23 protein-coding genes are annotated in these 26733 nt (G+C 54.7%); 7 read left to right on the top strand and 16 right to left on the bottom strand.

Annotated elements, in window-relative coordinates:
* The first annotated feature begins 106 nt into the window (after positions 1 to 106).
* The 3 genes from HMPREF1508_RS05335 (at position 107) to HMPREF1508_RS05325 (ending at position 2803) form a co-directional block, all read left to right on the top strand.
* Entirely contained in the window at positions 107 to 1030 is a 924-nt protein-coding gene (locus HMPREF1508_RS05335) for a LysR family transcriptional regulator (protein ID WP_044960155.1), read from the top strand.
* Between the two features lie 178 nt (positions 1031 to 1208).
* Positions 1209 to 2138, top strand: a complete 930-nt coding sequence (locus HMPREF1508_RS05330; RefSeq protein WP_049906905.1) for a putative ABC transporter permease — start codon at positions 1209 to 1211, stop codon at positions 2136 to 2138.
* A gap of 194 nt (positions 2139 to 2332) precedes the next feature.
* Positions 2333 to 2803, top strand: a complete 471-nt coding sequence (locus HMPREF1508_RS05325; protein WP_044960154.1) for an HD domain-containing protein — start codon at positions 2333 to 2335, stop codon at positions 2801 to 2803.
* Between the two features lie 325 nt (positions 2804 to 3128).
* Here HMPREF1508_RS05325 and HMPREF1508_RS05320 read toward each other — a convergent pair whose 3' ends face one another.
* The 5 genes from HMPREF1508_RS05320 to HMPREF1508_RS10370 form a co-directional block, all read right to left on the bottom strand.
* Positions 3129 to 3890, bottom strand: coding sequence for an amino acid ABC transporter ATP-binding protein (locus HMPREF1508_RS05320; RefSeq protein ID WP_044960152.1), 762 nt, complete (start codon positions 3888 to 3890; stop codon positions 3129 to 3131).
* A gap of 9 nt (positions 3891 to 3899) precedes the next feature.
* Positions 3900 to 4550, bottom strand: coding sequence for an amino acid ABC transporter permease (locus HMPREF1508_RS05315; RefSeq protein WP_006907073.1), 651 nt, complete (start codon positions 4548 to 4550; stop codon positions 3900 to 3902).
* An 83-nt stretch (positions 4551 to 4633) separates the two neighbouring features.
* A complete protein-coding gene (locus HMPREF1508_RS05310) occupies positions 4634 to 5509 on the bottom strand; it encodes a transporter substrate-binding domain-containing protein (RefSeq protein ID WP_044960187.1) in 876 nt (291 codons plus the stop codon).
* Positions 5510 to 5888: 379 nt separating this feature from the next.
* Complete coding sequence (locus tag HMPREF1508_RS05305; RefSeq protein WP_044960150.1) at positions 5889 to 6899, bottom strand: helix-turn-helix transcriptional regulator; 1011 nt, start codon at positions 6897 to 6899, stop codon at positions 5889 to 5891.
* 31 nt (positions 6900 to 6930) lie between these two features.
* Complete coding sequence (locus tag HMPREF1508_RS10370; RefSeq protein WP_198015579.1) at positions 6931 to 7074, bottom strand: hypothetical protein; 144 nt, start codon at positions 7072 to 7074, stop codon at positions 6931 to 6933.
* Between the two features lie 295 nt (positions 7075 to 7369).
* On the opposite strand from HMPREF1508_RS10370, the gene HMPREF1508_RS05300 reads away from it, so the two are divergent.
* The 3 genes from HMPREF1508_RS05300 (at position 7370) to HMPREF1508_RS05290 (ending at position 10767) form a co-directional block, all read left to right on the top strand.
* Positions 7370 to 8944, top strand: coding sequence for an NAD(P)/FAD-dependent oxidoreductase (locus HMPREF1508_RS05300; protein ID WP_044960148.1), 1575 nt, complete (start codon positions 7370 to 7372; stop codon positions 8942 to 8944).
* 13 nt (positions 8945 to 8957) lie between these two features.
* Positions 8958 to 10313, top strand: a complete 1356-nt coding sequence (locus HMPREF1508_RS05295; protein WP_044960146.1) for an NAD(P)/FAD-dependent oxidoreductase — start codon at positions 8958 to 8960, stop codon at positions 10311 to 10313.
* Between the two features lie 76 nt (positions 10314 to 10389).
* The gene (locus HMPREF1508_RS05290; RefSeq protein ID WP_044960185.1) at positions 10390 to 10767 is read left to right on the top strand and encodes a DUF1667 domain-containing protein; all 378 of its coding nucleotides are present in this window, start codon (positions 10390 to 10392) and stop codon (positions 10765 to 10767) included.
* Between the two features lie 162 nt (positions 10768 to 10929).
* Here the strand turns inward: HMPREF1508_RS05290 and buk are convergent, their stop codons facing one another.
* The 3 genes from buk to HMPREF1508_RS05275 all read right to left on the bottom strand — a co-directional run bounded on the left by buk (position 10930) and on the right by HMPREF1508_RS05275 (position 14458).
* Positions 10930 to 11997 (bottom strand): butyrate kinase, encoded by a 1068-nt coding sequence (buk, locus tag HMPREF1508_RS05285; RefSeq protein ID WP_044960144.1) that lies wholly within the window; start codon positions 11995 to 11997, stop codon positions 10930 to 10932.
* A gap of 131 nt (positions 11998 to 12128) precedes the next feature.
* Positions 12129 to 13055 (bottom strand): phosphate butyryltransferase, encoded by a 927-nt coding sequence (ptb, locus tag HMPREF1508_RS05280; protein WP_044960182.1) that lies wholly within the window; start codon positions 13053 to 13055, stop codon positions 12129 to 12131.
* 203 nt (positions 13056 to 13258) lie between these two features.
* Entirely contained in the window at positions 13259 to 14458 is a 1200-nt protein-coding gene (locus HMPREF1508_RS05275; RefSeq protein ID WP_044960180.1) for a pyridoxal phosphate-dependent aminotransferase, read from the bottom strand.
* A gap of 428 nt (positions 14459 to 14886) precedes the next feature.
* Here HMPREF1508_RS05275 and HMPREF1508_RS05270 point away from each other — a divergent pair, with 428 nt between their 5' ends.
* Positions 14887 to 16551 carry an RsmF rRNA methyltransferase first C-terminal domain-containing protein gene (locus HMPREF1508_RS05270; RefSeq protein ID WP_049906904.1) on the top strand — a complete coding sequence of 555 codons (1665 nt, stop codon included), beginning with the start codon at positions 14887 to 14889 and terminating at the stop codon, positions 16549 to 16551.
* Between the two features lie 48 nt (positions 16552 to 16599).
* On the opposite strand, the gene coaBC is transcribed toward HMPREF1508_RS05270, so the two are convergent.
* From coaBC to HMPREF1508_RS05225, 8 genes are all read right to left on the bottom strand, one after another.
* Entirely contained in the window at positions 16600 to 17802 is a 1203-nt protein-coding gene (gene coaBC / locus HMPREF1508_RS05265; RefSeq protein WP_044960142.1) for a bifunctional phosphopantothenoylcysteine decarboxylase/phosphopantothenate--cysteine ligase CoaBC, read from the bottom strand.
* 42 nt (positions 17803 to 17844) lie between these two features.
* Positions 17845 to 18306: a GtrA family protein gene (locus HMPREF1508_RS05260; protein ID WP_044960140.1), complete on the bottom strand. Its 462-nt coding sequence runs from the start codon at positions 18304 to 18306 to the stop codon at positions 17845 to 17847.
* 392 nt (positions 18307 to 18698) lie between these two features.
* A complete protein-coding gene (locus HMPREF1508_RS05250) occupies positions 18699 to 19421 on the bottom strand; it encodes a ferredoxin--NADP reductase (RefSeq protein WP_242834505.1) in 723 nt (240 codons plus the stop codon).
* Between the two features lie 191 nt (positions 19422 to 19612).
* Positions 19613 to 19981: a DUF1304 domain-containing protein gene (locus tag HMPREF1508_RS05245; protein ID WP_044960136.1), complete on the bottom strand. Its 369-nt coding sequence runs from the start codon at positions 19979 to 19981 to the stop codon at positions 19613 to 19615.
* Between the two features lie 136 nt (positions 19982 to 20117).
* Positions 20118 to 21416 carry a hypothetical protein gene (locus HMPREF1508_RS05240; protein WP_044960134.1) on the bottom strand — a complete coding sequence of 433 codons (1299 nt, stop codon included), beginning with the start codon at positions 21414 to 21416 and terminating at the stop codon, positions 20118 to 20120.
* A 59-nt stretch (positions 21417 to 21475) separates the two neighbouring features.
* The gene (gene larC, locus HMPREF1508_RS05235; RefSeq protein ID WP_044960133.1) at positions 21476 to 22828 is read right to left on the bottom strand and encodes a nickel pincer cofactor biosynthesis protein LarC; all 1353 of its coding nucleotides are present in this window, start codon (positions 22826 to 22828) and stop codon (positions 21476 to 21478) included.
* Between the two features lie 126 nt (positions 22829 to 22954).
* Positions 22955 to 24664: an alpha-glucosidase gene (locus HMPREF1508_RS05230; protein ID WP_044960175.1), complete on the bottom strand. Its 1710-nt coding sequence runs from the start codon at positions 24662 to 24664 to the stop codon at positions 22955 to 22957.
* 104 nt (positions 24665 to 24768) lie between these two features.
* Entirely contained in the window at positions 24769 to 26436 is a 1668-nt protein-coding gene (locus HMPREF1508_RS05225; protein ID WP_044960131.1) for a glycoside hydrolase family 13 protein, read from the bottom strand.
* Positions 26437 to 26733 lie beyond the last annotated feature (297 nt).

The following is a 26733-nucleotide window of genomic DNA, read 5'->3' as shown; positions in this document are numbered from 1 at the left end:
TGATTTCTAGGCATCAAATTCCGAAGATCAAATCCTGAATAATGAATTCCGGATATCGACTCAAATGGCTCCCGGCAAATCAGGAAGGCGCATCTGGTGATGTAAAATGGATATAACAAAGCTGAATTCATTCATCGTTCTCGCAAAAAAGGGGAATTTTGCCAGAGCGTCAGAGTTACTTTACATTTCCCAGCCAGCTCTGAGCAAGCGGATTCAGGCCCTTGAAGAAGAGCTTGGCGTTCCCCTCTTCAACCGAATCGGTTCCAGGAGCTATCTCACGGTGGAAGGGCAGAACTTCCTTCGCTATGCCCAGCAGATGGTCTCGACATATAACCTCGCCGTTGAGGATTTGCGTCAGATCAACGGACTGGAGACCGGCACCCTGAATTTCGGGGCGACCAATTTTATCGGCGTCTATATCATGCCCTCCTTTATTTCCCGCTTTCACAGGAAATATCCCAAAATTCATATCAACATGATCATCAACAATTCCAGAACGATCCTGGATATGCTCCATAAGAACCAGCTTGAGTTTGCCGCGATCTCTGATTATATTCTCCGGGATAAGGCTTCCAGAGACCAATACCTCAGCTGTCCCTTTGTGAAGGACCGTCTCAAGCTGGTCGTGGGCAGTGCTCATCCTCTTTTCTCCCGGGGCCACTGTTCCCTGAAGGATGTGGAAAATGAGCTCTACATCTCAAAGACAAAATATTCCTCACAGAATCAATTCCTGGAGGAAATCTTTCAAAGGCATTCCTTTGACTTTAAAAACCGCATGGTTATCAGCAACCAGGAAGCAGTGAAGGAATGCGTGATCAATAACATCGGAGTCTCGATTCTATCCACGCGCTCCGTGACCCAGGAGGTCCTCCATCAGAGACTCGCGACCCTGTCCTTTGATGAATTTGAAATCGAGAGGGATATCCAGTACACCTGTCTGAAGGACCGTCATCTGACCCCGGCGGCCCGGATATTTCTTGATTTCCTGCGTCGGCCCATGTCTGAGTCAAAAGATTCGGATCGATCATAATCAAACATCGACGTGGTTTAAACTCAGAATAAACTATCCATCCAATTGAAGCTCAGAATGAAAATCCGTGCGATTTGAACTCCAAATGAACCATCCATCCGATTGAAATTCAAAATAAATATCCGAGCGATTGAAATTCAGAATATAATATCCATGTGATTCAAATGAGGTAGACTTTATGATCCTGGCTTCCTACTTTAACAAGTTCATGTTCTTTTCCTTCATCGGCTGGCTCTATGAGTGCAGCTACTGCACCATCCGAAACCGCCACTGGGACAACCGGGGCTTCCTCTACGGCCCCATCTGCCCCATCTATGGCTTTGGCGCAATCCTCTGCCTCTTCCTCTTCGGGGACCTTCCCCTTTATCTGATTCAAACCAATCGCCTGCAGCTGCCGCTCGCTGACAACGGCCTGGCCCAGATTCCCCTCTGGCAGATCTTCCTGATCTGCATGGTCGGCTCCGCCATCATGGAATATCTGACCTCCTATCTCCTGGAAAAGCTCTTTCACGCGGTCTGGTGGGATTACAGCCATGTCCCCCTGAATCTTCACGGTCGAATCTGCCTTCCTGCCTCCATCGGCTTCGGCCTGGCCGGCGTCGTAATCAGCAAATGGATCATCCCCCTGGCCATGGAAGTGCCGGATCGGGAACACCCCCTGACGACCATCGTCCTGGCCCTGCTCCTGGCCTTTTATCTGGGGATGGATTCTGGCCTGACCATCGAATCGCTGATTCAGCTGACCCATCGTCTGGACCTCCTCCAGGAGTCCTTTGACAACCGCATGGAATCCACGGTACAGATCGCCTCTTTAGGCCCCGGGGCTATTGCTGTCGCCGCCGGCTCCGCGGCCAGAGAAGCGGCCTTAAACGCCAGGGAAAACCTGTCTGAAGCTGCCGCCATGATACGGGAATCCGCTGCCAGACAGGCCCTTCCCCTGAAAAACAATCTGTCTGAGATCGGTCCCCGCATGACCCGGCGGGAGCGCTATCACCTGCACGCCATTCGCAGCTACCGCGGCCGCAGGCCGGACCCGGACTCCGCCAAACGGGCAGGCAACGCCTTTCGCCGCCTGCAGGACCGCATTAACCGCAGGACAAAGCAATAGTCCGGTTCCCTGATCTGGCCCCTCCTCCTTCCCTGACCCGGAAGAAAGAGGAAGGGGTTTGAACTGTGGCAATCGGCCTGACAACAAATAGTAAAAGCCATGGTTTTAAGCTTTAGAAAACTCTTGCCAGGCTGACAAAAAGCATACATAATCATCTTGACAGATCCATTTCACAATGAGGAGCAATTCAGGTGATGAAAGAACATGAAGAGGCGCGCTTTCGGGAGCTCTCAAGAGACCTGACAGAAGATATCCGGGTTCGCCGCATGAGCCAATACATCCAGCACGGATCCACCACGACCTATGACCATGTCCTGCGGGTGGCGCGCACCGCCTACCGGCTCAACCACATTCTCCATCTGAAGGCCGACGACCACTCTCTAATCCGCGCTTCTATCCTTCACGACTACTATCTCTATGACTGGCATCAGCGGGGCGATCGTCTCCACGGCTACCATCATGCCCGCATTGCCGCCGACAACGCCCTCCGGGATTTCGCCATCTCCCCGGCAGAGCAGGCCATGATCCGAAGCCATATGTGGCCACTCAATCTCTTCTCCATCCCCCTTTCCCGGGGCGGCTGGCTCCTCACAATCGCCGACAAAATCGCCTCGACTCAGGAGACAGTCATGGATCGGATTCGTCCCTCCGCCAGCCCCTGCTGATGGCTGCCACCGCGGATATCATATTTAGTCACACATAAATCGGACCCCTGTATTTCGCTTTTGCACCCCATGTGCGCCTGCAATCTACAGCGGTCCGGTAAACTTATGCTTTGGCTTTACCCCTGATCCGGTAACTTTATGCTTTGACTTTCCCTCGGTAAATCTTTCCTTCTATTCTACTCCCGACTTCTATTTCTGACTTCCACTCCTGACTCGATTAATTTTCCCTTTCTACTCCTGACTTCCACTCCTAACTCGGCTGCTTTTTCCTTTCTACTCCCGACCGCTATTTCTGGCTTCCCTCCTGACACGGTTGATTTTTCCTTTAACTCTGCCCGTAATATTTCCCCAAAAACTCCCTGGTTCTCTCATTTTCAGAGGAGAACATAGCTTCCGGCGTCGCCTCCTCCACGATCAGCCCATGCTCCATGAAAATCATCCGGTCAGAGACATCCCTGGCAAAGGTCATCTCATGCGTGACAATCACCATGGTCATCTTCTCCTCCGCCAGGCTCTTGATCACCTTGAGGATTTCCAGAGTCAGCTCCGGGTCAAGCGCTGACGTCGGCTCGTCGAAGAAGAGGATCTTCGGCTTCATGGCCAGGGCTCTGGCAATGGAGACCCGCTGCTGCTGCCCTCCCGAGAGCTGGCAGGGATAGGCGTTTTCCTTATCTTTTAGCCCCATCTTAGCCAGGAGGGCTCTGGCCTCAGAGCAGACCTCCTCCTTATTTCTCCCCTGCACATGGATGGGGGCGTCGATGACATTTTTCAGAACAGAATAGTGGGGGAAGAGGTTGAAATTCTGAAAGACCAGGCCGAAGATCTGCATGGCCTTTCTCTGGCTCTTCTTGTCCACATAGACCGCCCTGCCGCCCCGGCTCGTCACAATCGGCTTGCCCAGATAAGCCATGGACCCGTCATCCATGGTCTCTAAGAGGGTTGCGCAGCGGAGCAGGGTGGATTTGCCGCTCCCGGACGGGCCGATGATGGAGACCACTTCCCCGGGGGCGACCGCGAAGCTGATATCCTTCAGCACCTGGTTGTCGCCGAAGGTCTTTTTGACATGGCTCATTTCGAGTAAATTCATCCTTGCCTCCTAGTCGTAGTAGCGCATGCTCTTCTCGATGAGCGCCATGATCTCCGCGACGATGAAATTAAACACATAGTAGAAAATGCCAGCGGCAATCAGGGGCAGCACATTGTGGGCAGAGGCGGCGAGCGCCTTGGCCTGTGTGAACATCTCCGCATAGGCGATGGAGAATGCCAGGGATGTATCCTTGACCAGGGTAATGACCTCGTTGGTGACAGAGGGCAGAATGCGCTTGATCACCTGGGGCAGAATGATCTTGAAGAAGGTCTGGCTCCCGGAGTAGCCCAGCACCCGGGCGGCCTCATACTGGCCTGCCGGCATAGACTCGATCCCGCTCCGGTAAATCTCTGCGAAATAGGCCGCGTAGTTGAGGGCAAAGGCGATGATGACGGCCGTCCCCCGGTAGGCGGAGGAGATCTGTATCCCAAAGATGTAGTAGGGCCCGAAGTAGACCACGATCAACTGCAGCATGAGGGGGGTTCCCCGCATAATGGAGATATAGATTTTTAAAATCCAGTGGAGGATGGGGTTCTTCGACATGTAGCCGAAGGCCACCAGCATGCCCAGGGGCAGGGAGAATACCAGAGTCAGGAGGAAGATCTCCACCGTGGTCAGCATTCCTCCGGCCAGCTGACCGATCAATACGGAAATATCCATCTTTTATTTACCATCTTTCCTGGCGGGACAGGGATGGGCCGTCTCCGATCGGACGCCCAAATTTCCACCGGCCCGCTTTTCACTCAATCCTGTCCCGCGTTCGTTTTCTGGGACAGGATGCTGACATTCTCGCCGAAATACTTCTGGGAGATTTTAGCAAATGTCCCGTCGGTATCCATCTCATGCAGGACGCTGTTGACCTGATCCCGCAGCTGCGTGTTGCCCTTGAGGAAGGCGACCGCATACTGCTCGGAGGAGATCTGTTCGTTTAAAATCTGAAACTTGTCCGGCTTGTTCTTCATCTGATCCAGGGCGACGAACTTATCCATGGCGACAGCGTCAACCGCTCCGGACTCCAGATCCATCATGGCCGTATTGTAATCAGCGACCTGATTGAGCTGGGCGAAGCTGTTCTTTAAGGTCTCCTCTTCCTTGGAGTTTAAGGCAGTCTCCGCCGAGGACTCCTTCTGAACATCGACCACCTTGCCCGCCAGTCCCTGCTCGTCCTCTATGCCGGAATTCTTGCGCACCACAAAGACCTGGGCATTATTCATGTAGGAATCTGAAAAGGTGTAATTCTTCTCCCGGCCATTGACGGAGAAACCGTTCCAGATACAGTCGATCGTTCCGGCCGACAGCTCCAGATCCTTGGTCTCCCAGTCGATGGGCTGAAGGACCAGCTCTACCTTCATCCGATTGGCGGCCTCCTGCGCCAGTTCAAGGTCAAAACCGGTAAAATTTCCATTGCTGTCCAGATAACCGAAGGGAGGGAAGTTCTGATCGAAGCCGACGATTAAATTCTGGTCGGTGTTCTTGACGTCCCCCTTTTTGGCGGTTTTACTCTCGGCCTTACTTCCGTCCCCGGAATTCGCATTTTTCTGATCTCCGGACTTGGTCCCGCAGGCTGTTCCGGCAAGCGCCATCACAGCGATCAAACCAAAAGCCATGATCTTTTTCATTCCTCTCATTTTACTCTCCTCTCACTCTCCTCAGTTCCCTTTTGGCCTGTCATCTCTCCCGACCGGGATCTCATTCCCTCGTCAGATGAGCGATTGCAATTCTCTTTTCTAAAAGTAAGTCTGAATGCGCTCTTGTCTTATCCAGACAAGGACAGGATAAGAGCAAATTCACTTTAGTATGCTAACACGATAAAGAGGATAACACGGCCGCCAGCTCTTGTAAAGAACTTATTCTAGGGGATAGGCCAGGCCCTATTCAGGGGGGATAAGTCAGACCTTTAGCCAGCAGGCCACTGATGAGATGATGCCTGCCCCTGTTCAATGGGATGAGTCAGGCCTTATTCAAAGCGATAAATCAAAACGAATTCCAATGGATACGTCAAACCTTGCCGGAATACTGATCCAGAATTCCCTCCATATAAGACCGATACTCCTCACGGACCTCCTCGGGGCCCGCGATCTCAATCTCAGGCCCCAATCCCGTCAACCAGCCAAAGAATTGCGGGCTGACCTCCACCAGAGCCCTGGCTTGGACTCTCCCGTCCTCCAGCTGCCGCATGGCAAGATCTGTCCCGAACCGATCAATGAGAACACCGGTCAGGCGGGCATTTGCCCGAAGGGTCACCCACTCCTCCCAGCCCGCGAACATGGAGAAGGTCCGCTTGGTATAGGTGGACGGGTCCATCTGATTCCAGGCAGCCATCCCCTGGCGGTCACGGGGCTGATCCAGCTCCAGGGCGTCCGTGATCTTATCCACCCGGTAGAAGCGGATCGCGGCCTCCCTCTCTGCGTAGGCGATCAGATAGTAGCGCTCGCTGTCCCAGAGCAGCTCGCAGGGGCTGACCCGGTAGAGGGCGCCCCCGTGACGGGCCACCAGCTCCTTGCGGCTGCCCATAAGCTCCCAGTCGCTGTAGTGAAAGCTCATCTGGTGGTTGTGGTCAATACAGGAGAAAATGGTGTCTATCCCGTAGAATCCAGCTTCCCGCTCCGCCTTGACCCGATCGGAAACCGTCACCTGACGGTGCAGCTGCAGGGCGTCGTAGCGATTGGTCAGAGTCCCGATCTTGGAGAGCAGGGCCCTGGACTTCTTCTCCGTAATGAAGCGGGAGGCTGCCACAGCATCCGCCAGCATCTTCAGCTCCGGGAGTTCAAAGGTCCGGTCCGCCAGGTAGTAACCCGGGGCCCGATCTCTCGTCCTCTCAATGTCCATGCCGGCGTCCTCCAGCTCGTGAAGGTCTCTGGTGACTGACTTCTTCTCCGCCGGAAAGCCTGCTGCCTCCAGCTCCTCCACAAGGTCTGCGATCGTCAAGCTATGGCTCTCGTTGGTCTCCCGCTCAAGGATCTCTTTGAGCGCAAGGATTTTTCGCTTGTTATTCCTGGTGTTGGCCATATGATCCCCTCCTCTTGCCGGTTCATATCCCCTATATTGTATCGGAGAATGATCTCTTCCGCCTAAAATCTTCCCTATCCCAAAATCTTCCCTGTTTTTGAATCTTCTCGCTTCCCTGTTTTAGATCTTCTCTCCCTGTCCTCTTTTCCCACTCTCCTCGCTCTGCTCTGACCATCCCCTTTTGCTGCCTTTGGGAATCTTCTTTCGTTTTTCTATCTTGTCCCCTCCTGCCCTCCTGACATACTTTCCCGTTTTATCTTGCGCTTGGGGCAAAACAGAACTACAATGAGATTAATTCAATCAGGTCGTACCGGGAGAAAAAGAGCAGGGTATGAATGAGGCGGCGCTGGCTGTCTCGTTCTCCCTGCTCTTTTTGTGTGTCCAGTGTCTGCGGAAGTACTGTCTTTTCCTCAGCTGTAGGTCACAGTGACTCAGTCTCCGGCGCGGTCGCTTACAAGGGAGGTTTTCAAATGTATGATGTAGCAATCATCGGCGCGGGAGTCACCGGTTGCGCTATCGCCAGGGAACTGGCCAAATACAGGCTCTCTGCCTGCGTTATCGAGCGGGAGGAGGATGTCTGCTGCGGTACGTCCAAGGCGAACTCCGCTATCATCCACGCCGGCTACGACGCCCACCCGGGCAGTCTCAAGGCCAGGCTCAATGTGGAGGGCAACCGGCTGATGGACAGCCTGGCCCAGGACCTGGACATTCCCTTTCGCCGCAACGGCTCCCTCGTCGTTATGACGCGGGATAATGATCCTGACGTCCTGCACAGGCTCTACGAGCAGGGCCAGGCCAACGGGGTTCCCGGACTTCGCATCTTGGACCAGGAGGAAGCGCGCCAGATGGAGCCCAAGCTGTCAGAGGATGTGATCGCTGCTCTCTACGCCCCGACCGGCGGGATCATCTGCCCCTTTGAGTTGACTATGGGACTCGCGGAAAATGCCTCCGCCAACGGCGTGGATTTCTTCTTCAACGCGCCGGTAGCTTCGGTGGAAAGGGTCTCTTTCCCTTCTCCCTCACAGGGCAGCCAAAATGAAAACCATATTACCGCCCCCTTCTTCCTTATCAAAGGCAAGGCTCCCTCTCTTCGCTTTGAGCCCTCTGGCAGCGAGAATTCCGGCAATTCGCAGGCCGCATCTGATCCCGACCTTCGTCTGGATCCCGATGGCAGCTTCTCGATTCATGCCAGGCTTCTGGTCAATGCCGCCGGTCTCTACGCCGACCTCATCAACAACCAGCTCTCCTCCCGCAGGCTGCATATCGTCCCCCGCCGGGGCCAGTATCAGCTTTTAGACAAGAGCGCGGGAGGGCACGTGGATAAGACCATCTTTCAGGCCCCTTCCAAAATGGGCAAGGGAGTCCTGGTTGCCCCGACGGTCCACGGCAATCTCCTGGTCGGCCCCACAGCGGAGGATATCGACAACAAAGAGGGCGTAAATACCACCGGGGAAGGTCTGTCTTATCTGGCTAAAACAGCTTCAAGATCCGTTGCCGAAATTCCCCTCCGCGAGGTGATCACCTCCTTCGCCGGTCTTCGCGCCCACGAGGACGGCGGCGACTTCGTCCTTGGACCCTGTGAGGATGTCCCCGGTCTCTACAATGCCGCCGGCATTGAGTCCCCGGGGCTCTCCTCCGCTCCCGCCATCGGCCGCATGATCGCGGACCAGATCACAGAGGCTTGCAAGGCACAGATAAAATCCGACTTTTGTCCTGTCCGCCGCAGAGTTACTGATATGGGACAGATGGATCTGGCCAGCCGCAATATGAAGATAGCAGAGAATCCCGCCTACGGGAGGATCATCTGCCGCTGTGAGTCTGTCAGCGAGGGCCAGATCCTGGAGGCGATCCACAGGCCTTTAGGCGCCAGATCACTGGATGCCGTCAAGCGTCGCACCAGAGCCGGTATGGGCCGCTGCCAGGCAGGCTTCTGCTCGCCCAAGGTCATGGAAATTCTGGAGCGGGAGCTGGCTTTGACTCCGGACCGGGTGACCAAGCACGGTCCCGGCTCCGAGATTGTCTGCGGCGAGAATAAGAAGATTTAAGGGGGGTATTGAAATGTTATCTTATGATTTGGTTATCATCGGCGCCGGCCCGGCCGGCCTCTCCGCCGCTGTCTCCGCCTACGACGCTGGAATCAGAAGCATCCTGGTCATCGAGCGCGACGACCGCCTGGGCGGCATCTTAAATCAGTGCATCCACAACGGCTTCGGCCTGCATATGTTCAAGGAGGAGCTGACCGGGCCCGAGTACGCCCAGCGCTTCATTGACCAGGTGGCAAAACGGGGCATCGAGTGCAGACAGGGCACCATGGTTATGGATATCTCCCCTGACAAGGTCGTCACCGCTATGAACCCTGCAGACGGCATGTTCCAGATTCAGGCCAAGGCTGTCATTCTCGCCATGGGCTGCCGTGAGCGAAGCCGCGGCGCCCTCAATATTCCGGGCTATCGGCCCGCCGGCATTTTCTCTGCCGGGACGGCCCAGCGGCTTGTCAATATGGAGGGGCAGATGCCCGGCCGCAAGGTGGTGATCCTTGGTTCCGGAGATATCGGCCTGATCATGGCCCGCCGCATGACCTTAGAGGGGGCGAAGGTTCAGGTCGTCGCTGAGCTCATGCCCTATTCCGGCGGTCTCAAGCGCAATATTGTTCAGTGTCTCAATGACTTCGACATTCCCCTCAAGCTGAGCCACACCGTGGTTGACATCGAGGGAAGGGACCGGGTGCAGGCGGTCACGATCGCCCAGGTTGACGAAAAGGCACGCCCTATCCCGGGCACCAAGGAGCGCTACGAGTGCGACACCCTCCTTCTCTCCTGCGGGCTGATCCCCGAGAATGAGCTGTCCAAGTCCTCCGGCGTCACCCTCTCCCCCGTCACCAGAGGGCCCGTCGTCAACGACGCCTTGGAGACCAATGTCCCCGGCGTCTTCGCCGCCGGCAATGTCCTCCACGTCCATGATCTGGCGGACTATGCCTCCCAGGAAGCCGCGGACGCGGGACTCCATGCGGCGGAATACATTCTCTCCCTTGATGCAGGCAATAAAGACAGGCAAGCCGTCTCCGACCGGGCAGAGGCTCCCGCCTCTTCTTCTGCCTGCGGTCCGAAAGCCCATCCCCTGACATCAGAGACTTCCCCTTCACCGGAGATGATCCCCGTCCTGGCGACAGACGGCGTCCGCTACACCGTCCCTCAGTTCATCCGCCCCGCTTCCATGGCGGACCTGCTGACCCTCCGCTTCCGCGTCGGTGCCGAGTTCAAGGACAGAGCCATTGCCCTCTACTTCAATGACCAGAAAATCTCCTCCCGCAAAAAAAGGGTCATGGCCCCCGGAGAGATGGAGGAAATCAAGCTGAAGAAGAGCCAGCTGGCTGACTTTCCCGACCTCAAGTCCATCCGGCTGGCCATTGAGTAACCCCAGTGTAAATAAAAGACAAATTTTCCCGCCATAAATCAACCAGGCTCTCTGCCACGGGAAAGGAGAAACCATGATCGAAGAAAAGCACTTAACCTGTATCAACTGCCCTCTGGGCTGTCAGCTGACCGTCTCCTTAGAGGACGGCCGGGTCACTTCCGTATCCGGCAACACCTGCCCCCGCGGCGATGACTACGGGCGCAAGGAGGTGACCCATCCCACCCGCATTGTCTGCTCCTCCGTCAGGGTGACGGGCGGCGATATGGATATGGTCTCCGTCAAGACAGCCAACGATGTTCCCAAGGAGAAGATTTTCGACATCTGCCGGGCCATGAGAGATGTTCAGGTGACCGCCCCGGTTCACATCGGAGACGTCATCCTCCCCGACGTCTGCGGCACCGGCGTCAATCTGGTGGCTACCAGGGAGATTAACCTCTCCTCCGGGAATCGATAAAATATATACGCGCACCTGCTGCCGGCTGACAAAAAAGAGACTGTGAGAAAATGGACAGATCCTTTCTTCACAGTCTCTTTTCATATTCTCTTCTTCCTTCGCCCCCGGCTCACAAGAAAAGATACAGGGAAGCGATCATTGCGAGCATTTCATCGCCACTCATCAGTATTCCTGCACCTTCTCCTCGCCTCGCATGACACGCAGGGCGCCCTGTGCCAAAGCCAGCATCTCCTCTTCGCCCGGATAGGCGGTGACAGGAGCGATCCAGTCGACGCGGTCGCGGATAGCCTCAATGACCTTTGGCTGATAGGCGATGCCTCCCGTCACCAGGATCTGGTCTACACGCCCCTTGACGACAGAGGCATTGGCGGCAATGTTCTTGCAGAGCTGATAGATAAAGGCATCCATGACCGTCTTGGCATAGTCATCCCCATTCTCGATTCTCTGGAATATCTCACGGGCATCATTGGTGCCCAGATAAGCGTTGAATCCGCCGCCGCCGATGATCTTCTTTGTCACCTCCTGCTGACTGTACTTGCCGCAGAAGCAGAGCTTGATCAGAGAGAGTGGAGGCAGGCCATTGGCTCGCTCCGGAGAGAAGCATCCGTCGCCATTGAAAGCGCCGTAGACATCTACAATCCTTCCGTGGTCATGAATTCCGCAGGAGACACCCCCGCCCAGGTGGCAGACGATCAGGTTCAGGTCCTCATACTTCTTCCCCTGCTCCTTGGCATACCTGCGGGCGACAGCCTTCTGATTCAAGGGATGGAAAATGGAGACTCTGGGGCACTCCGGCACGCCGGAGAGTCTGGCAATATCCGTCAGCTCATCGACAACGACCGGATCGACAATATAGGAGGGAACTCCGATCTCATCCCCGATCTCCCTTGCGATCGCCCCTCCCAGATTGGAGGCGTGCTCCCCCTGTACGCCGATCTTGAGATCCGCCAGCAGCGCATCCGTCACGGCGTAGGTCCCTCCCGGAATGGGCTTTAAGAGACCTCCGCGGCCAACGACCACATCGAAGGAGTGGATATCCACCTTCTTCTCGGAAAGAAAATCCAGGATCATCTTCTTGCGGAAGTCCTTCTGGTCAAAAATGTGCTCGAAGCCTGCCAGCTCCTGGGTGGAGTGGCGCAGGGTCTCATCAAAAACCAGGGTTTCGTCCTCAAAGACAGCCAGCTTGGTTGATGTGGAACCCGGGTTGATGATTAAACTTTTGATTGCCATGGTTATTTACCCCCTCATGATATTGTGTTTTCTCTTACCTTTGCCAGGCGTGAAAAGATCTCTGCCTTTGCGCTCGCTTGGCCCAGCAAATCCATCTCCGGCGAACAGACCCCTCTTCCGAAGTCCCTTTGTCAGAGTGTACCCTCTCTCTTCATCTGCTCAGCCACAACCGCCGCCAGAGCAATCGAGTTGACCTTGGTCTCGAAGGTATCCGACCGGCTGGTCAGGATAACAGGGACCTTGGTCCCGGTCAGGATACAGCCGTTCTTCATGCCGTCAATGCGGACAATCGCCTTATAGCAGAGATTGCCAGCATGGATATCGGGGAAGAGAAGAATATCCGCATCCCCCTGAATCTTGCGGTTCGTCGCCCCCTTGTGCCTGGCCGCCTCGGGATCAATTGCCAGGTCAAGAGAGAGGGGGCCGTCTACGATACAGCCTGTGATCTTGCCCTCATCATTCATCCTGGTCAGCTCAGCAGCCTCCACCGTGACAGGCATCTTGGGATTGACTACCTCGACCGCGGCCAGTACTGCCACCTTGGGAACCTCAATGCCGCAGGCCCGGCAGACGGGAACGGTATTATTGATGATATGAACCTTGTCCTCCAGGGTCGGATAGGTCATAAAGGCCACGTCCGTCAGAAAGAGCAGCTGGTCTGCAAAGGGGAGATCGAAGACGCAGACATGAGAGAGGGGCTTGCCGGTCCGAAGTCCCACCTCCTTATCCAACACAGAGCGAAGGAAGTCCTTGGAATCGATCAGTCCCTTCATGTACATGTCGACCTTGCCGTCATGGGCCAGCTGAACTGCCCTCCTGCAGGCCTGAATGGGGTCTTTTTCATCAATAACCTCAAATCCGGCCGGATCCATGCCGAGTTTTTCGGCGATGGCGCGGATCTTCTCCTCATCCCCAACCAAAACCGCATCGGCAATACCGCGCTTTTTGGCCTCATGGACAGCCTCTAGAACAGCGTCGTCCTGGGCATTGGCTACGGCGACCGTCTTGGTCTCGAATTCTTTGACCTTAGAGACGATATCTTCGAAATTCTTCTTCACTTTACCACCCTTCTTTCTGTCGAAATCTGCGGCTTGCGGATCATTTCCCGATCCGCACTCGTATGTTAAAACCTTAACCCTCTTAGGGTAAAAAGACAAGATCTCTCCGCCTGAAATCACGCCAGGACTCGTCTGTGCTCAGTCCAAGACTCCCCTGAAATCGTATCCGGGCTTTTTACAACCAGGCCAAAGCCTTTCTGAAATCACAAGAAGCGCCCGGGATACTCCGTCTCCACGAATCTGCGCAGCACCGGCAGAGACCGCCGGACCTTGTCCGTATCCAGGCAATAGGCCATACGAAAATAACCGGGCAGACCAAAATGATCCGAGGGCACCAGGATCAGGTCATACTTCTTCGCCTTGTTGCAGAAGGCAATCGCATCCTCCTCCAGACACTTGGGGAAAATATAGAAGCTGCCGCCGGGTCGGGTCACCGTAAATCCTAAATCAATCAGGGCATCATAGAGCAAATTCATATTGGTCTCATAGACCGACAGGTCGCTGGTCTGGTCGATACAGTCCGCAATCCCATACTGAGCCGTGGACGCGGGGCAGTTGTGCCCGATCCCGCGGCTGATCTGTCCGAAGATGAGCGCCAGATCATCCGCCTCTGTCGCCTTTGGATGAACCGCCACATATCCGATCCGCTCCCCGGGTACAGACAGGGACTTGGAAAAGGAATAGCAGGTCAGCGTATTGCTGTAGAAGGCGGCCGGATAGGGCGTTTTCTTCCCGTCGAAGATGATCTCCCGGTAGGGCTCGTCGGAAATCAGGAAAATATCATGCCCGTATTCTTCCTCCTTTTGGCGCATAATTTCCGCGATTTGCTCAAGCGTCTCTTCTGACCAGAGCGCTCCCGAGGGATTATTGGGCGTATTGATCAATACAGCCTGCACGTCAGGCGTCAGCATTTGCAGGAAGGCGTCTGTGTCAGCCTGAAAATTCTCCCTCCTGGCGGGAACGATCTCCAGTCTGGCCCCCGCCCCCTCCACATAGGGCACATACTCGGGAAAGAAGGGGGCAAAGGTCAGCACGGTGTCCCCCGGACTGGTCACGGCGCGCACCGCATGGGCAATGGCCCCGGCCGCCCCGGACGTCATGAAAATGTGCCTGGTCTCGTAGGGTATGCCAAAGCGTCTTCGCAGGCTGTCCGCCACAATTCCCCGCACCTGCGTATTGCCCAGGGAGGGGGAATAGCCGTGCAGATCCATCGAGCTCATGGTCTGATAGCGGTGGATCACAGCCTGATTATACTCTGCCGGAGCCTCCACGCTGGGGTTGCCCAGGGAAAAATCAAAGACATTCTCGTAGCCGATCTCCCGGCCTCTCGCCGTGGCATACTCGGACAATTCCCTGATGACAGATTTTGCAGCCAGCATGGATTTATAGCGCTGATTAATCATAGAGGCCTCCTTGATCCCTTCTGCCAGACACAAGAACTTACGGGAGTCGAGCGCATCCTGCTCAGCCATTGCCGGTCGAAGGCAATCGACGATACACTCCATCTGACATCTCTTTTATATGTTAATGTTACACCTAATCTCTCTTTCGCGCTCCTGTCTTCCGTCTCCCCCTGCAGAATCTTCCGTCTCCCCTCTGCAGAACCTTCTGGACAGAGTCTGACACATGAAAGAATATTCCGCTCTCCCTCACAGAATTTCGCAGGCATTCCATCGTTATGAATACAGCAGCGACAGCTGCCGACCCTGTGATCTCGTGGTATAGTTACAGCATAGCTTTCTTCCCTGTGCTTGTTCTGAACTGGTCCTGGGATGATCCCTGTACCGGTTCGGACCTGTTTCCCATAATAAAAAATCCTGTGAGGTCCTCTATGTCTGTATTCCCTGTCCAAAACCCTACTCCGGAAAGGGATGAGTCCCTGCTTCTCCCTCCCGCCTTTATCGAGCGCATGAAAGAGCAAATGGGCTCTGACTTTGACGCCTTCATGAAGAGCTATCAGAGACAGGATCGCTATCACGGCCTGCGCCTGAATCCCCTGGCAATCTCTGCTTTTTGGCCTGTGCAGGGGAAAACTCCTCCCTCAGACATTTCCCATCTCTCCGACAGCCGGCCTGCCCGTCATCTTCCGCCTGCCGACGGCCGGCCTGCCCGTCATCCTTCCTCCGTCAAGGCCCTCCTGTCCTCTGTCATTTCTGACCTCTCTGATCCCATCCCATGGGCTAAAGACGCCTACTACTACGGCGAGGAAGACCGGCCCGGAAAGCACCCCTATCACGAGGCGGGCCTCTACTATATCCAGGAGCCCTCCGCCATGGCACCCGCTGTCTATCTGGACGCCAGGCCCGGCGAATATGTCCTGGATCTCTGTGCGGCTCCCGGCGGCAAGAGCAGCCAGATTGCCGCTTGTATGCATGGACAGGGCCTTCTGATCTCCAATGAGATTGTCCCCAACCGGGCAGCCGTTCTCTCTGAGAATATGGAGCGCCTGGGTGTGGTCAATGCCATCGTGACGAATGAAGATCCCGATAGCCTGGCGGATCACTTCCCCCTTTTCTTTGACAAGATCATGGTCGACGCTCCCTGCTCCGGCGAGGGGATGTTCCGCAAAAATGCCATCGCTCTCTCAGAATGGTCTCCCGAGAATGTACAGAATTGCGCCGCCCGGGACGATGGGATCTTAGACGCCGCTGACCGCATGCTGGCGGAGGGTGGCCGCCTGGTTTTTTCCACCTGCACCTTCGCGCCAACCGAGGATGAGGGAAGCATCGAGCGTTTCCTGGACCGTCACCCCAACTACCAGATTGAGCGAGTTCCTCTCTATCCGGGCATGACCCCGGCTGATCTGGAGGGAACCATCCGCCTCTGGCCCCATAAACTGCGGGGCGAGGGACACTATATCGCAGTCCTCCGCAAGAAAACGTCGGACAGAGCCTTGTCCGCGGCAGGTTCCTCCTCCCTTCGCGCCGTCTCAGCCAAGCGTGAGAGCGCAGTAAAGGAAAGTGACTTCGACTTTCTCTCCATGTCTCTGAGAGAAATTGTCAAGCGCGAGACCGCCGATTGGATCCTTGGCGACGGCGAAATTCTCCGATTCAGAGACGACTTCTATCGCATTCCCCGGGGCCTTCCCTCTCTGAGAGGGCTGAAACTCACGCGGGCCGGTCTGCATCTGGGCACCGTGAAGAAGAATCGCTTTGAGCCTTCTCACGCCCTCTCGCACGCTCTTGAACCCAATCAAGCGCTGCGGACCGCAAATCTGTCAGCTTACAATGTCGGCCAGGACTCCAATGAAAGAGCTCTTTTCGGCGCAGATCAGATTCGACAGTTCATCGGGGATAGAGAACAGAAGATTCCGGCAGTCATCACAGATGTTCCTGGATTCTCCGCCAGGCGCTGGATTGCCGGAGAGACCTTCCGCATGGAGGGGGATAAGGGCTGGTACCTGATCACCGTCGATGGAATCCACCTGGGCTGGGGTAAGCTGGCCGGAGGATCTATGAAGAATCACTATCCCAAGGGACTGCGAAAAAATCTGTAATTACCGGATTTCCGTACCTGTAGAGCGCCCGCTATTCCTGTGCAGCTCTCAGAGGATCCACACGCCGCACTCCTTCATGTAGTCTAAGATCGCGTCTGCCACCTGAGCCTTGGTCATAAGGGGCAGTTCCCTCTGTCCCTTGTGGTCGATCAGAGTCACCACATTGGTGTCGGTACCAAAGCCGGCCCCGGCGGTTCGCAGACTGTTGGCCACGATCAGATCGGCGTGCTTGCTCTCCAGCTTGCTCTTGGCGTTCTCCAGCAGATCTCTGGTCTCCATGGCAAATCCGCAGAGGAACTGTCCCTCCCTCTTGTGCTCTCCCAGGTATCTTAAGATGTCCTGAGTCCGCTCCAGCTCAATTGTAGCGCCTCCCTCCTGCTTCTTGATTTTCTCATTTTCAACCCTGATCGGACGGTAATCCGCCACTGCCGCCGCCTTGACAATCGCGTCCATCTTAGGGGCCAGGCGGATGACCTCCTCGGCCATTTGCTCTGCTGAAATGACAGAGATCAGATTGACAAATGGCGGCGGAGCGATCTCTACCGGCCCGGAGACCAGGGTCACCTGCGCCCCCCGCAGCATGGCCGCCCTGGCGACGGCATAGCCCATCTTGCCGGTTGAGTGGTTGGAGATGAAGCGAACAGGATCAATGGCCTCCCTGGTCGGACCGGCAGTCACCAGAATCTTCTTGCCGACCAGATCATGTCTGGCCCCAATCTCCTGTTGGATGTAGTCGAAGAGGAGGTCTGGCTCAGGCATTTTCCCGGCGCCGACATCCCCGCAGGCCAGGTAGCCTTCAGCGGGACGAATCACCCGGTATCCATAACTCTCCAGCTTCTTCAGGTTGTCCTGGACAATCGGGTTCAAGTACATGTGGGTGTTCATGGCGGGGGCGATCAGTCTGGGAGCCTGGGTCGCCATGATGGTCGTTGTCAGCATATCGTCCGCGATTCCACCGGCAATTTTCCCGATGATATCCGCGGAAGCGGGGGCCACTAAAAAGAGATCCGCCTTTTTGGCCAGAGCCACATGCTCCACATGGAACTGAAAATTCCGGTCAAAGGTATCAATCAGACATTTGTTGGAGGTGAGCGTCTCAAAGCTGATGGGATTGATAAAATTGGTCGCATTCCTCGTCATAATGACATGGACGTCCGCCTTCTGCTTGACCAGCATGCTGGCCAGACCTGCGATCTTATAGGCGGCAATGGAGCCGCTGACTCCTAATACGACTGTCTTCCCCTCTAACATAAGGCTCTCTCCTTTGCGTCAGCTTTCATCTCTGCCCGAAAATCAGTGCTTTTCGAGGAAAATCTTTCTGGTGATGAAATTGTAGACCATGACAATGGCGGTAGCGCCCAGCTTGGCGATGGCATTGGCCCAACCGATGGCAAGCCAGGAAGACAGCCAGGTCCAGTGATGGTAAATGCCATCAATACTGATAAAAAGCACAAGCTCATTGACCCCCAGGCCGACGACGCTTAAAAAGACAAAGGTGATAAATTCGCGGGCCTTTGAGATGTCGTCTCTCCCCTCAAAGACAAACTTCATGGAGAGCAGGTAATTGACAATTACCGAAATGACAAAGCCTGCGACCCCGGCGATCAGATAATGGACTCCGAGCAGGTTGCAGAGGATATTGTAGACGCCAAAGTCCACGACAAAACTGAGGACTCCCACAAATCCGAAGCGGATGATCTGCTGCAATAATTTGTTCTTGCCGGTGGGCGCATAATTCCTGGACTGCTCTCTCATATCTCCTCCATAAAAGCTCTTTCTTTTCGCGCAGGAAAAACTGTTTTCCTCTCGTATTTTCCTGCAGACGCCATTATTCTAACATATTTCCCAAAATCACTCCTGCCGCGATTCCCTCTGTCCGAACAGGCATTAAGCATTAATTCATAAGCCTCTGTTTCCCGGACGATAGAACATCTCAGCACCTCATGGAGCGGCTGAATCGGCGCAAGTACAGAAATGGGGCGGGTTCCCGCAGGATCCCGCCCGACATTTTGCATAGTACCTGTCTCAGCTTCAATTTGACACAGAGCTTTGCTGCACCATTAATTTTGCCACAGTACCTTATCACGCCCTCGATTTGACCCGAAAGCCGGTTGTGCTTCTGCTTCTATGTCTGCTTCCGAATTCCTCTACTCATAGCCGAAGAACTCGTCCGTTTTCATGTTGCCTCCGCTGACGCCGGCCTCTGCCAGACTCTCCTTAAAGGCCTGATTCATACCGGGAGACCCGGCGATCAGATATTCAGCCTCATTTCCATGACTGACAGCGTAATTCCTTGCTTTCTCTGCGAATACATTGGAGTCAGTCAGAAGCTGCAGCTTGACATTCGGCATCTTCCCCTCAATCTGCTTCCAGAAGTCACCATACGCGAACTCCCCCCGATTGTCCGCATAGAGCAATTGTATCTTATGCGTGGGCACATTATTACTGCTGTAATGGCGCAAAAGCGAGCGGATGGGCGTCACACCGATCCCCCCGGCGATCAGGAGGCTCCGCTCCTTTCCCTCCATATCAATATCCATCTCTCCTAAGGGCGCGGACACAAGCATCGTGTCCCCGGCCTCCAGCTGCCGGAGCAGGATATCTTTGAACCAGCTGTGCTGGTCCGCAATCCGTGTAGAGAACATGAGGAAATGATCCTCCATAGCTGAGGCAATTGTAAAGACCCGATCCTCCTTCTCTCCCTCCGGAGCCACATAGTCCTGCAGCTGCCAGATCGCATACTGTCCGGCCCTCCAGGTATAGCCCTCAGGGATCTCCATCTGAATGCTGTAGATGTCACTCGTCTCCTTGACGATTTTCGTTACCTTTGCCTGTCTGAATTCCATACTGTACCAGTTCTCCTTCCCCATACAGTCTCCCAAGAATAACAAGCATCTTTTTCCCCTTAAGAGTAACACAGAAGGGAGAAAATGCCTAGTTGTCAGACACTTTCTCCCCTGCATTCACGGCTCTCCGCCATGAATATGCACAGCCCGTCTCCAAAAAAGTTGCGGAACCTTCCTGAAAACAAACGAAATCTCCACCCCGCGTTCAAATACGCTCAGACTGCCTTCCCGATGGCCAGGCAAATGGCCGCGATGACAGCAAGACCCGCCTGCATGGGAAAAATCCTGGGACTGGAGCTGATGGCTCCATAGGCGGCGACCACAATGATATTGGCCAGAAAGAGCGCGACGACCAGCGGCGAGTGGAAGACGAAAGCTCCCAGAATCAGCATCAGCGCAATGACTAAATTGTAGACTCCCTGATTCTTAAAGAGCAGGTCGACCGAGGGGCGCTTCAGTTCCCCCTCTTCCATGCCAAAGACAGACGCCGTCCTAGCGGACGAGGTTCTTACGCTCTCCAGATAGAAGATAAAGCAAAATTCCAGGGCCACAAGAAGCACCAGAATGTCCGTGAGCAGTTTCATCATTTCTCCTTTTCTCTTGAACGATTCGCGATCTGACCTTTCTGTGATCTGTTTCTGTGATCTGTTTCCGCGATCTGTTTCCGCGATCTGTTTCCGCAATCGATTGCCACCATCGATTGCCACGGTCCGGGAAGGCTTAGCGCCCTTCCTCGTTTGTATGTCTTCCCCCGTCGACGGGAGAGCATGTTACGACCAAGTCTCCCTCCAGGGTCAACTCAATCGTAGAATAACTTCCTTCCCCGCCCAGGTCATTTTCCCTGTTCACAATGTATTTGCCATTGTGGATCACCTTAAAGGAGGGATACTTGGGATCATAATACTTAAAAATCGCAATCCGCGTCCCGATGGGAAGTCTGGCGCCGGAGGAAAGCTTCTTCATATTGTTCGGGTTCAGATCATGCGATCCCTTGTTATCATCTGTCACAACTCCGACGAAGACGCTTCCGCTCTCATCCTCTATGGTCACCGTCGCGTATTTTTCCTCCGGATTGTTATCCTGTTTCTTGTCAGACGATGTGTCCTTCTTTCCGGTATCCGGCTTGGTCTGACCATTTAGCTGGTCCTGCTTTTTGGCGTCTGACTTCGCCTTTCCTCCCGACTGGCCTTTCTTTTTGCCTGCGGATTTTGTTCCCCGATCCGATGAGGACTTCTCTTCACTGACGCGTGCCTGGGCCTCCTTCTGCTCGGCCTCCTGCTCCGCCTTCACCTCCTCGTCGCTTGCAATATCCAGCTGGAAGAAGATATCTCCATCAATGTTCAGATCATCCACAAAAGCGGTTCGCCCCTTAAGGATCACCTTTGTCGCGGCTATGCGGTCTCCGATTTTGATCTGCGCCTTCAGATCCCTGTCTTTTGCCGCAATGGAAACGCTTCTCTGGCCGAAGGCAATATCCTGACCATCACTCCACTCCTGCCCGTCGCTGGTCACAAGAGCCAGGCTGCTGTCATTGACATGCACCGTCGCAATTCCCTGCTGGTTCTTGAGATTGATCTCTTTGGTCTCAACCTCCAGGTTGCCGTCTAAGATCAAGTCAAAGAACTTGACCTTCTTCTCATCCTCCAGGCGGGGAAAATCGTCATCCGCGAAGATCTCCCCCTTGTGCCGGATGGTCAGATGTACGTCACTGGCCAGATTGTACACATAGATGGCAACATGACTGCCCAGAGGCTGCTGGCTTCCATCACTATACTCCGCCAGATTGTCCGAATCCGGATCATAGACACGCAGGCCATTTACCTTGCCGTCCTTATCGGCACTGGCCGCATTATTGTGAATCGTCACTGTCACCGTCTGCGCGGTTCTCCGATCCTGCGGCAACGGCGGCGGCATAGGGATGGAATGCTTACTTATCCCCCATCCGATCACAACTGCCAGAACTCCCACGACTAACACGGCAATCAGGTCGAAAGCGAGATTTTGGAATAATCTTCTCATCTTCTTTCTTCCTTTTTCATCTCTCCCGCCTCAACTCCCTGACGCGGACAACGTCCTCTTTACTCCTTTATCCCTGCAATCACATCTTCAATGGAGCAGGATCTCTCTCTCGCAATTCTCGCCAGGTCGTCATACTCGTACTTGGCGCGGTTGACCCCATAACCTGAGGCAAGCTTTTTCCGGATCGGTCCCAAATCCGTATCCACCGTCTCGATCCGACGACCCAGGATATAGCGCTGCTGAATGCTCTCCCGGATCCCCAGAGTCGTCGTATACTTAAAAATGCTCTCGATAAGGGCCTGTCTCTGCTCCTCCTGACAGAGCACGACAAGCACCACTCCGGGCCTGGATTTCTTCATTGTGGCCGGGACCATATATACTTCCGCGGCGCCAGCCGCATAGAGACGGTCCATGGCAAAGCCCAGTCGCTCCGCTGTCATATCATCCAGATTGCAGGTCAGCTCGCAAATGCGGTCTCCCTCCCGGTCTGTCTCACCTAAGAAAGCGCGAACGGCATTGAGACTAGTGTATTTCTTGCCTCCGATCCCATAACCGATCTCAGACAGGCGCATGGCAGGCATCGGACCGAAGTCTTGGACAAAATGACGGATGATCGCGGCCCCTGTCGGTGTGCAGAGCTCTCCTTCGATCTGGCCCGCGTAGACAGGCAGACCGCGCAAAAGCAGAGCCGTGGCCGGGGCAGGCACCGGAAGCAGACCGTGGGCGGCTCGAACCTGACCATAACCCACCCTGACAGGGGAGGCTGTCACCCGATCCGCCGCCAGCATATCCATCAGCAGACAGGCGGAGGTCACATCGACAATCGCATCGAGAGACCCTACCTCGTGGAAATGAATCTCCTCGACAGGCATGCCGTGCACCGCCGATTCCGCTTTGGCAATCTCCCCATATATCGCCAGAATATGGCTCTTTACCTCTTCCGAGATATCAAAGCCCGCAACAATATGATGGATTTCTCCTATTCCATGGTGCGTGTGGCTGTGCTCTGATTCATGGGTTCTATGCTCTAACAGGCGCTCACCCTTCCGGTCGGCCTCCGGTTGACAATCCTCATGCTGATCCGTTCCCTGTGCCAGCTGATGACCCTCATGCCGGTCAGTCTCCGGGTCTGGCTGACATTTCTCCTGCGAATCGGCCGCCTGCGCCTCCTGATCTTTCTCATGCAAGTCCTGTCCAACCTCCTCCTGACCATGTACAAGGACTCGCATATGCACTCCGCAGATCCCCGAGCTGCTGACTGTCTCGGCGCTGACCCGGACACCGTCCAGACCCAGGCTGTTGACTGTCTTCAGATACTCCTGCTTTTGATCCTCATTTAAAAGATCAAAAAGAGCCGCCGAAAACATATCTCCGGCAATTCCCATTCCCAGATCTAAATAGAGTGTGCGCATGCGTCCTGCCTTCTGTCCCCGTTCACTGATACTCCCGTTCTCTACCCTAGCATATTTTCAAGGTACATTCCAGCGTCAACAACATGCATTAACATGCAAAAGCACATAAAAAGGCTCTGGCTGTCTTCAGGCAAGCTCCAGAATCAGCGCCTGATAGGGGGCCAGGCTGATCTCTGTTCCCTCGGAGCCCTCGCCCCCCTGCCCGGGCCGGATCTGACCGGGATCAGAATTTACATTGGACAGGACTACCTTCTTAACCTGATCTGAGATCCTGACCTTCTTTTCATTCATTGAGAAATTGCCGAGAACCAGAAGCTTCTTGTCTCCCCTCCGGTAAAAGGACATGAAACGGGGCTCCTCCGGCATAAAGGGATCGAAGTCGCCGTGGACAATGCTGTCGCCATAGACTGGATCCGAACGAAGAGCGGTCAGCCTGCGGTAGTAATTGAGAACAGAATCCGGATCTTTCTCCTGGGCAGCCACATTAATCTTCTTATAATTGGGGTTGACCGCCAGCCAGGGCTTGCCGGAAGTAAAACCGGCCTGAGGCGCGTCGGACCACTGAACCGGTGTCCTGGCATTGTCTCTGCTCATGCGGTTGACCACCGCCATGGCCTCATCCTGACTCAAACCGGCCTCGCGAGCAACCCTGTACTCATCCCTAGCTGAGATATCACTGATCTGATCGGGCGTATCCACATGGGTGTTCTCCATCCCGATCTCCTGCCCCTGATAGATAAAAGGCAGTCCTCTTAGCATCAGCTGCATGGTTCCCAGGAACTTCTTGCTCCTGTCAGAAAGCTCTTCCGCAGGAATATAGCGGCTGACGCCTCTCGGCTCATCGTGATTTTCAATAATGGTAGAGATAAATCCCCGTTTTCCGATTATCTTCTGCGTCTGATAGCAGGCGTCCCGATACTGGTCCGGCCCGACGGGCTTCCCGTCATACCAGCCCTTATCAGATCTTCCGACGCAATTGGCCTGAAAATCAAACATGCTTGAGAAATATCCATCCTCTGACCCGATCAGCACAGAGGCCTGCTCTGGCCTCTCATCAAAGACTTCAGCGACAGCAAAGGCATCGTGGGGAACAAAGCAGCGATCCCTCATTTCTCTGAAGAAGTCCCCGATCCCCCTGGCCTCCTGAATCATCTGCGCGCAGGAGGAGAGGCCGTCCTCCCGGTCGACTGGATAATCGTGCCCCGCCAGGGGAAAGACCTTCTTGATATTCATGATGGCGTCGATGCGAAAACCGGCAATTCCCCGGTCCAGCCACCAGTTGATCATCTTGTAGATCTCCTCGCGCAGTCTGGGGTTCTCCCAGTTGAGATCCGGCTGCTTCTTATGGAAGAGGTGCAGATAGTACTTATTCGTTCCGGGGATGGGCTCCCAGACGGAGCCCCCGAAATAGGATCGCCAGTTATTGGGCGCGTGCCCGCCGACCCCCTCTTCGATATAGAAGTACTTGCCATAAGGACCCTCCGGATCGGCCAGGGCCGCCTGAAACCACTCGTGCTCATCCGAGCAGTGGTTGACCACCAGGTCTAAGATGACAGAGATTCCCCGCTTCTTCCCCTCTTCTACCAGGGTAAAGAGGTCTTCATTGCTGCCAAATCTGGGATCAATCCGGTAGTAGTCCGCGATATCATAGCCCTCATCCGCCAAGGGAGAGAGGAAGCAGGGGGAGAGCCAGAGGATTCCTACATGCAGCTTCTTAAGATAGTCAAGCCTGGAGATGATCCCCCGAATATCGCCGATTCCATTTCCTGTCGTGTCCAAAAAGGACTTGGGGTAGATCTGGTAGGCAATCTTACCCTGCCACCATGTTTTTTTCATTCTTTTCACCTCACACAAAGAGACCTTCTCTGCTAAAACCATTTGTCAAAAGCTCATCTCCCCGGAGAATCCGCGCATCGGACTCCCCCGGCACACTGCCCCTCTTATACCTCAAGGACATAGGCCTCATAGGGCGCCAGCTTCCCGTCATGGATATCGTGCTCAGATATATTCTGAATCAGGACTTTGCCCTTCGCGAAATCCGACGGAATTTCGCATTTCCTCTCGTGTCCGGACAGATTCGCCACGACAAGCAGCCTCCTCTGATCCAGCTCTCTGCGATAGACAAAGAGGTCCGGATCCTCCGCCAAAAGCAGCTGATAGTGCCCGTAGACAATCAGGTCTGAGTTGTGCCGAAGGGCTATCAGCTTCTGATAGTAGTGGAAGACGGAGTCCTTCCGGTCCATCTGCTCTTCGGCATTGACCCTGACATAATTGGGATTGACGTCGATCCAGGGCTTGCCGGAGGTAAAACCGGCCTGGGGAGCATCGGACCACTGCATTGGTGTCCGGGCATTATCCCTGCTCTTGTGCGCGATCTTTGGAAGCAGGTCAGCCGGGTCCATTCCTGCCTTCTCAGTCAGTTCATGGTAAGCGTTGATGGACTCCAGGTCGCGGAACTGGTCCACGGAAGTAAATCCCACATTGGTCATTCCCAGCTCTTCCCCCTGATAGACATAGGGTGTCCCCTGCATCATGTGCAGCACCGTCGCGATGGCCTTGGCACTTCTCTCCCGATACTGGTCTGAGTCGTCCCCCAGGCGGGAGACAATTCTGGGCTGGTCGTGATTGCAGAAGTAGAGGGAATTCCAGGCGCAGCCGTCCAGTCCCAGCTGCCACTTGGTCAGATTCTCCTTCAGGGGCACCAGAGGCATCTTCCTGGTTGACCACTTGTAGGGAACCTTCGGATCCTCATCCAGTCCCACGTGCTCGAACTGGAAGACCATGCCCAGCTCCGTCCCCTGACTGTTCGCGTATTTCTTCGCTTCATCCAGGGTGACGCCTGCCGTTTCTCCCACAGTCATGATGTCAAATCTGGAGAGAACCTCCCGGTTCATTTCCTGCAGGTAATCATGTACATGAGGGCCATTGGCCACGGCGTCAAAGGCTCCGTAGATTCCGCCGTTCGTGGGGGCATCCGCGAAGACCTCCGGCTTGGAGATTAAAGAGATGACGTCCATGCGAAAGCCGTCGATCCCCTTCTGACACCAGCGGGTCATCATATCGAAAATATCGCGGCGGACCTTCTGATTGTCCCAGTTGAGATCCGGCTGCTTTTTGGAGAAGAGATGGAGATAGTACTGGCCCGTCTTCTGATCCCACTGCCAGGCGGAACCGGAGAAAGCGCTGCCCCAGTTGGTCGGCTCGTGTCCGTCCACCGGATCTCTCCAGATATAGTAATCTCTCTTTGGATTATCGCGGCTCTTTCGGGACTCCAAAAACCATGGATGCTCGTCTGAGGTATGATTGACCACCAGATCCATGACCAGCCGGATTCCGCGAGCATGAGCCTGCTCCAGGAGCTCATCGAAATCCTCCATCGTCCCAAACTCATCCATGATATCCTCGTAATCGCTGATATCATAGCCGTTGTCATCATTGGGGGACTTGTAAACCGGGGAGAGCCAGATGACGTCGATCCCCAATTCCTTCAGATAATCGAGTTTGGATGTGATTCCCTTTAAATCACCGATCCCGTCTCCATTGCTGTCGCAAAAGCTGCGAGGGTAAATCTGATAGACGACGCTTTCCTTCCACCAGGCTTTCTTCATGATTTTTCCTTTCTCTCTCCGCTCCTTTCGCGGGAGGTCATGCTTCTTTTGGCTTCTTCTGAATCTCTTCTGACGAATCCCGATTGACTGTTTTTCCTTCCGTCCGAGCCTGTTTCCAAGATTTCCTGCATAAGCACATTACCACACACGAAAGGGTCTTCACAAGAGAAAAAGCCCGCAAAAAAGCATAAAAAGACTGTGAAAAAACGCCAGGCAATCCATCCTGTACCGCACCACTTTTGACATGGATGCGGCAGCCGACTTCTGTCTTTGATTTCTTCACAGTCTCTTATACTT

The organism is Shuttleworthella sp. MSX8B (assembly GCF_000524295.1).
In the GTDB taxonomy this organism is placed as follows: Bacteria; Bacillota; Clostridia; order Lachnospirales; family Lachnospiraceae; genus Shuttleworthia; species Shuttleworthia satelles.
The sequence above is the reverse complement of the archived record's forward strand: the minus strand, read 5'-3'. Positions and strand labels throughout refer to the sequence as shown.

Coding starts and splice junctions, on each gene's coding strand:
- HMPREF1508_RS05335 (WP_044960155.1), top strand. CDS start 107: ATGGATATAACAAAGCTGAATTCATTCATCGTTCTCGCAAAAAAGGGG.
- HMPREF1508_RS05330 (WP_049906905.1), top strand. CDS start 1,209: ATGATCCTGGCTTCCTACTTTAACAAGTTCATGTTCTTTTCCTTCATC.
- HMPREF1508_RS05325 (WP_044960154.1), top strand. CDS start 2,333: ATGAAAGAACATGAAGAGGCGCGCTTTCGGGAGCTCTCAAGAGACCTG.
- HMPREF1508_RS05320 (WP_044960152.1), bottom strand. CDS start 3,890: ATGAATTTACTCGAAATGAGCCATGTCAAAAAGACCTTCGGCGACAAC.
- HMPREF1508_RS05315 (WP_006907073.1), bottom strand. CDS start 4,550: ATGGATATTTCCGTATTGATCGGTCAGCTGGCCGGAGGAATGCTGACC.
- HMPREF1508_RS05310 (WP_044960187.1), bottom strand. CDS start 5,509: ATGAAAAAGATCATGGCTTTTGGTTTGATCGCTGTGATGGCGCTTGCC.
- HMPREF1508_RS05305 (WP_044960150.1), bottom strand. CDS start 6,899: ATGGCCAACACCAGGAATAACAAGCGAAAAATCCTTGCGCTCAAAGAG.
- HMPREF1508_RS10370 (WP_198015579.1), bottom strand. CDS start 7,074: ATGGTCAGAGCAGAGCGAGGAGAGTGGGAAAAGAGGACAGGGAGAGAA.
- HMPREF1508_RS05300 (WP_044960148.1), top strand. CDS start 7,370: ATGTATGATGTAGCAATCATCGGCGCGGGAGTCACCGGTTGCGCTATC.
- HMPREF1508_RS05295 (WP_044960146.1), top strand. CDS start 8,958: ATGTTATCTTATGATTTGGTTATCATCGGCGCCGGCCCGGCCGGCCTC.
- buk (WP_044960144.1), bottom strand. CDS start 11,997: ATGGCAATCAAAAGTTTAATCATCAACCCGGGTTCCACATCAACCAAG.
- HMPREF1508_RS05275 (WP_044960180.1), bottom strand. CDS start 14,458: ATGATTAATCAGCGCTATAAATCCATGCTGGCTGCAAAATCTGTCATC.
- HMPREF1508_RS05270 (WP_049906904.1), top strand. CDS start 14,887: ATGTCTGTATTCCCTGTCCAAAACCCTACTCCGGAAAGGGATGAGTCC.
- coaBC (WP_044960142.1), bottom strand. CDS start 17,802: ATGTTAGAGGGGAAGACAGTCGTATTAGGAGTCAGCGGCTCCATTGCC.
- HMPREF1508_RS05260 (WP_044960140.1), bottom strand. CDS start 18,306: ATGAGAGAGCAGTCCAGGAATTATGCGCCCACCGGCAAGAACAAATTA.
- HMPREF1508_RS05250 (WP_242834505.1), bottom strand. CDS start 19,421: ATGGGGAAGGAGAACTGGTACAGTATGGAATTCAGACAGGCAAAGGTA.
- HMPREF1508_RS05245 (WP_044960136.1), bottom strand. CDS start 19,981: ATGAAACTGCTCACGGACATTCTGGTGCTTCTTGTGGCCCTGGAATTT.
- HMPREF1508_RS05240 (WP_044960134.1), bottom strand. CDS start 21,416: ATGAGAAGATTATTCCAAAATCTCGCTTTCGACCTGATTGCCGTGTTA.
- larC (WP_044960133.1), bottom strand. CDS start 22,828: ATGCGCACACTCTATTTAGATCTGGGAATGGGAATTGCCGGAGATATG.
- HMPREF1508_RS05230 (WP_044960175.1), bottom strand. CDS start 24,664: ATGAAAAAAACATGGTGGCAGGGTAAGATTGCCTACCAGATCTACCCC.
- HMPREF1508_RS05225 (WP_044960131.1), bottom strand. CDS start 26,436: ATGAAGAAAGCCTGGTGGAAGGAAAGCGTCGTCTATCAGATTTACCCT.